Below are 5547 nucleotides of genomic sequence, written 5' to 3'. Positions count from 1 at the left end.
ACCGTCGCCTCCGCGTCGATGACCGGCAAGGCATACAATGCCGAGTTTGGTCTGCCTCTGCCGGGATTCATCCACGCCGACTGCCCGCATTTCTGGCGTTACGGCGCAGTCGGCGAAACAGAGATCGAATTCTCACGGCGCCTCGCCCGCAATCTTGAGGAGACCATCATCAAGGAGGGTCCCGACACGATCGCCGGCATGTTCGCTGAGCCTGTCCAGGGTGCAGGAGGCGTCATCCCTCCATCGGAGGGCTACTTCGAAGCGATCCGCCCGATCCTGCGGAAGTACGGCATTCCGCTGATCGCCGATGAGGTGATCACGGGCTTTGGGCGAACTGGCGAGATGTGGGGGAGCGTCAAATACAATATGCAGCCCGATGCCATCGTGGCTTCGAAATGCATCACAGCTGGCTATTTCCCGATGGGCGCCATCATTCTTGGCCCTGATCTCTGCGACGCGCTCACTCGCGCTTCAGCGGCTGCGGAGGAATTTCCCCACGGCTTCACCGCAGGTGGAAATCCGCTGGGAAGCGCGGTTGCAATCAAGGCGCTCGACGTAATCCAGAACGAAGGCCTCATCGAGAACGTCAACCGCGTCAGCCCACGCTTTATCGAGGGGCTTCACCGCATCGGAAGGCACAAATATGCGGGCGAGGCGCGAGGCGTAGGCCTGATGGGCGCTGTGGAACTCGTGGCCGACAAGGCGACAAAGGCACAGCTGGACGGAAAGCTGCAAGTTCCTGAGCGCATTGCAAACAAGGCCTTGGAGAAAGGCCTTATCTGCCGCCCACTCGGCCAAGCGATCGTCCTGGGTCCTCCGTTCATCATCACTGAAGCGCAAGTCGACGAGATGTTCGACATCCTGGACGAGACGATCACCGAAGTCTTTGCCGACATCGGTTTGTAATCAGGCGGCCCGCCCGACCGCGACTGCTGCGGCAGCGCGGTCCGAGTTCAAGCGGTCCGTGAATCCACACAAAAGGCATACGAATGACAGGCCAGAAACTTAATCTGGGATCGATTGAAGCAGTCAGATCCTTCGTCCGGGAAAAGCAGCCCAAGCACATCAAAGTCGGCGTTTTCGATGTCGATGGCGTGCTCAGGGGCAAGTTCATGGCCCGTGACAAGTTTCTCTCGGCGCTTGATGATGGCTACGGTTTTTGCAACGCGCTTCTTGGCTGGGATGTAGCGGACAAACTTTACGACAACGCGCAGTTTACTGGGTGGCACACTGGCTATCCGGATGCCAACCTGCGGATCATCCCTGAAAGCGGGATGATCCTGCCCTTTGATAACGAAACGATTTTCTTCGCGAGCGAGTTCGCCGGCGCTGCCGAGGCGATCTGTCCGCGGGCCGTCTTACGCCGGGTGCTTTCGCGAGCAGCCGACATGGGGTTTGGCATCAAAGCCGCCATGGAATTCGAGTTCTTCATGTTCCGCGAGACATCCGACACTCTCGAGGAAAAGGGTTTCCGAAATCTGCAAACGCTGTCGCAGGGCAGCTTCAGCTATTCGGTCCTACGCTCGCTAGTTCACGAGGGCCTCTATCAGGAGATACTCGATACGTTCGGTTCCATCGGCATCGAGCTTGAGGGACTCCACGCCGAAACCGGACCTGGCGTAGTGGAGACCGCGATTGCGGTGGATGGGGCCCTGGCAATGGCTGACAAGGCCTCGATATTCAAGGCATTCATGAAGATCCTCGCCCAGCGTCGTGGTTTGATGGCCACCTTCATGGCCAAATGGAACGAGATGCTGTCAGGCCAAAGCGGACACACGCACATGTCCGTCTGGTCTGTCGATGGTCGACCGCTGTTTCACGACGGGTCCGCTCCACACGGCATGAGCGAGACTATGCGTCATTTCCTCGGCGGCCAGCTCGCATACCTTCGCGAATTCGCAGCGCTGGTTGCCCCGAACGTCAACAGCTACGCGCGACTGACGCCGGGTTACTGGGCGCCGACAGCCGCAACGTGGGGGGTCGACAATCGCACGGTCGGCATCCGTGTCATCCCTGGTTCCGCTAAGTCGCAACGGTTGGAATATCGAGTTCCCGGATCGGATGTGAACCCATATTTGTCGATGGCTGCCGCGATCGGCTCGGGCCTGCTTGGCATCGAGCGAAAGATTGAACCTGCACCGATCTCGGTCGGCAACGCTTACGCACAAGAAGTCCCCACTGAGAGGCGTCTGCCTGGCAATCTTGAAACTGCCGCGACGCTCTTTGCCAATTCGGAGGCGGCGCAGGAACTGTTCGGTCAGCCGTTTGTCCGCCACTTCGCGGATTCGCGCGTATTCGAGGCAAAACAGTTTTCACGCGCTGTGACCGACTGGGAACTGCGTCGCTACTTCGAGATCCTCTGACGGGTAGATTGCAGAGCCGTCGGCGCGCGCTATCCTTTTCCCAGACGATCGAGACGGGCAGTAAGTAAAATGTTATCGGGCCAATTCAATATGTGTTTGCATACCCGAAAATACATTGTACTTTACAACATAGAAAAACATGTGACTGCGTTTGAAGAGCAGGCACTTTGCGTATTGCATCCGAACATGGGGCAACGGCGGATGAAAAGGCGGGTCGCCAGGGCCTCTACGAGTAAGTCGCAGGCCTGGCGAAAAGGCCGGACCGTGCGGTACGGAGAGATGCGGCAAGACACACGGAATGACTCCCAGGAGACTCGCCGGGGCGCCCTGCGCGTCCCGGCCATTTTTTTAGGAGAACAGAATGGGCCGCTATATCATTGACACGACGGACTTGCCCTATGCCCGCGAGTTTCTCCACGCTCCCGTCGGGTATCACAGTCCAGGGCTTCAACGAGTGCTCAACCACATGCGTGGCGCCTCGTCCGCCTACAAGTACGTGCTGGTCATCGAGCAACGCTATTCGCGCTGGCGGCTTGGCAAAATGCCGCTCCGGCGGGGAGCTGCGGTCGAGCTCGTCGAGGGTGTTCACTATTCCGACCTGTTGGAGGCGGAAAGGGACATTTTCAAACGCCGGTGGCGCGACCTGACTGGCGAAGATCTCGATTCTCTTCTCGCGCGCGCTGAATAACACGGAATACGTCCATGCTGCCGATCGTAGGGTACACCGACAAACTGACCGTCGCTGGCGGCGAAGAGCTCTCCGTCATGGCGAGTTCGTTTGGTGCCCGCACGTATCGGGCAGATCTTCGCAGGATCGTGCAGGGCGACACAAATCCGCAGGGGCCCGGCTACAAGGATGAGGCGGTTGACCTGGAGTTGGGCGGCGAACGTGCGGCAGTCCACAAGGCTTTCTCCCCGGGCTCGTGTGTGATCGTGCCGGCTCGCGGGATGTTCTCGGATCTTGCTGACTTCACCTTGGCCGCCGTGGCGAGGCCAACCCTCCTGGGTGGGCAAGAGCGGACAGTGATTGCTCTTCCGGGATTTGCACGGATCGGCATCGATGCTCGGGACCGGGTCGTCGCTGATGCCATGGGCCAGAAGCTCGTTATCGACGGGGCCATGAAAATCGGCGTCTGGCAGATGCTGTCGCTGCGCTACTATGCGGCCGAAGGTCGTCTTGAGCTGGCCGCATCGGCGGAGATGGATGCCGCCTGCGAAGGCATCCGTGTCGATGGTGTGTCGGTAGCCGTTTCAGCGCCCCAACGGGAGATTGCGCACGAGTGCTTGATCGCTGCGACGAGGGGTGCCGACGGTCGGCTGAGCGGCTTCTTTGACGGCAAGATCGATCGCACGGCCTTGTTTGACACGGCGGTTCCCCATGAGGAGCTCCGGCGTCTTCTTATGGATTTCGGCCAGCTCTCCCGCCTCAGAAGCTTGAGGGCGGCTTGGGACTTCTCGCTCGGCATGATGGGCACCACCGTATACGATATTTCGCCCTTCCAGCTGAACGGCAAGATCCACAATGCGCCGGCGCGCGCGATGACGGGCTGGCGCTGGAAGGGAGAGGAACTGGATTGGAAGAAGCGTCCGGATCTCTATTCGGCGATCCATTTCCACTCGACTGATGTCTACGATGTCGGTTGGGATGTCGATTTTACGTTCCGGCTACCCGCGGACCTTAGGAGCGGCGTGTATGCTGTGAGGCTCGTTCCCGACGGGGACGAGGATGCAGCCTACTACTGCGTCTTTGTTTTGCGGCCCCCCCGTGATCGCGAGACGGGGAACAAGGTGGCCTTCCTGTTCCCGACCTTCAGCTACTTGGCCTATGGCAATCATAGGCTGGGCATGGACGTCCCGGGTACAGAAATCGGTATGGGGCGTGTGGTTGAGCTCGACCGCCATCACATGTTCCTGCAAACCAATCCCGGTGTCGGCTTCTCGCTTTACGAAGTTCATGACGATCAAAGCGGTGTTTTTCATACCTCCCGCCTTCGGCCCATCGTCGATCTCCAGCCCAAGGTGAAATCCTTCCTGGGTGGTTTCGGATCGAACGTCTGGCAGTTCAATGCCGATACCCATATCCTCGGCTGGCTCGATGCCATCGGGCAGGATTGCGATGTCATCACCGATGAGGATGTTGACTCGGAAGGATTGCGGCTGCTCGGCCGCTACCACGTGGTCATTACTGGCACTCATCCGGAATATCACACCCGCCATATGATCGAAGCGCTGCAGGGCTTTACCGACCGCGGCGGACGATTGATGTATCTGGGAGGCAATGGGTTCTACTGGGTCGTCAGCTTTAACGCTGAAATGCCCGGTCTCATGGAATGTCGGCGTTCGGAGGCGGGAATTCGGCCCTGGGAGCCCGGGCACGGTCAGTTCTACCACGGGTTCACTGGCGAATACGGAGGTTTGTGGCGCCGGAACGGGCGGCCCCCGAACCATCTTTGCGGTGTCGGCATGACCTCCCAAGGTTTCGACGTGTCCGAGCCCTATTTCGTGACGGCCGCAGCCGCGGACCCCCGCGCCGCGTTTATTTTCGAAGGCATCGCAGGCAAGAAGATCGGTGATTTCGGGTTGGCTGGAGGCGGAGCGGCCGGACTTGAGGTGGATCGGGCCGATGCGTCCCAGGGAACGCCAGCCCATGCGCTCGTGCTCGCTTCGTCGCACCGCCATACCGACATTTATTTGATGGTCCCGGAGGATCTCCTCGATCCGACGCCGGATTGGACCGGCACGCAGGCCGAGATCATCCGTTCAGATCTCACCTTCTTCGAAACCGCCGGGGGTGGCGCGGTCTTCTCGACGGGTTCGATCGCTTGGGCCGGATCAATGGCCTGGAACGGGTATGACAACGAAATCTCGCGGCTAACAGCCAATGTCTTGCGCCGTTTTAACGACCCGACACCGTTCAAGAAGCCGGGTGCCTGAAAATGCGATTAGCGCTAGATATAGGCGACACTTCAACGGCTGAGGAACTGACCCGAGTGGAATCAAAAAGCGATTTGCAGATTCGCCTCGTTCGTCAGCTTCTTAAAATGATCACTGACGGTGCCCTGGAAGCGGGTGCCCGCCTGCTTGAGATCGAGCTGTCTCAGCAGTTCGGCGTATCCCGGACGCCTTTGCGCGCAGCCTTGGCGCAGCTATCGTCGCTCGGCGTAATTGAGAAGCGTGACGGGGG

The 5547-nt window shown here is 59.3% G+C and carries 5 protein-coding genes; all 5 read left to right on the top strand.

Translation table 11 applies throughout. From position 1 onward, the window contains the following. On the top strand, window positions 1-906 hold a 906-nt coding region (locus ACODTY_RS23065), incomplete at its 5' end, for an aminotransferase family protein (protein WP_488996510.1). Between the two features lie 83 nt (window positions 907-989). Next, window positions 990-2363 carry a glutamine synthetase family protein gene (locus tag ACODTY_RS23060; protein WP_488996509.1) on the top strand — a complete coding sequence of 458 codons (1374 nt, stop codon included), beginning with the start codon at window positions 990-992 and terminating at the stop codon, window positions 2361-2363. 361 nt (window positions 2364-2724) lie between these two features. Beyond that, complete coding sequence (locus ACODTY_RS23055; protein WP_488996508.1) at window positions 2725-3051, top strand: N,N-dimethylformamidase alpha subunit family protein; 327 nt, start codon at window positions 2725-2727, stop codon at window positions 3049-3051. Between the two features lie 14 nt (window positions 3052-3065). Then, entirely contained in the window at window positions 3066-5297 is a 2232-nt protein-coding gene (locus ACODTY_RS23050; RefSeq protein ID WP_488996507.1) for a N,N-dimethylformamidase beta subunit family domain-containing protein, read from the top strand. A 56-nt stretch (window positions 5298-5353) separates the two neighbouring features. Next, window positions 5354-5547, top strand: a 194-nt coding sequence (locus ACODTY_RS23045; protein WP_488996506.1) for a GntR family transcriptional regulator, incomplete at its 3' end; no start/stop codon positions are given.

It is taken from the genome of Mesorhizobium sp. FG116 (genome assembly GCF_057809835.1).
This window is presented reverse-complemented; position numbering and strand designations above follow the sequence as displayed.

Coding starts and splice junctions, on each gene's coding strand:
- ACODTY_RS23050 (WP_488996507.1), top strand. CDS start 3,066: ATGCTGCCGATCGTAGGGTACACCGACAAACTGACCGTCGCTGGCGGC.
- ACODTY_RS23055 (WP_488996508.1), top strand. CDS start 2,725: ATGGGCCGCTATATCATTGACACGACGGACTTGCCCTATGCCCGCGAG.
- ACODTY_RS23060 (WP_488996509.1), top strand. CDS start 990: ATGACAGGCCAGAAACTTAATCTGGGATCGATTGAAGCAGTCAGATCC.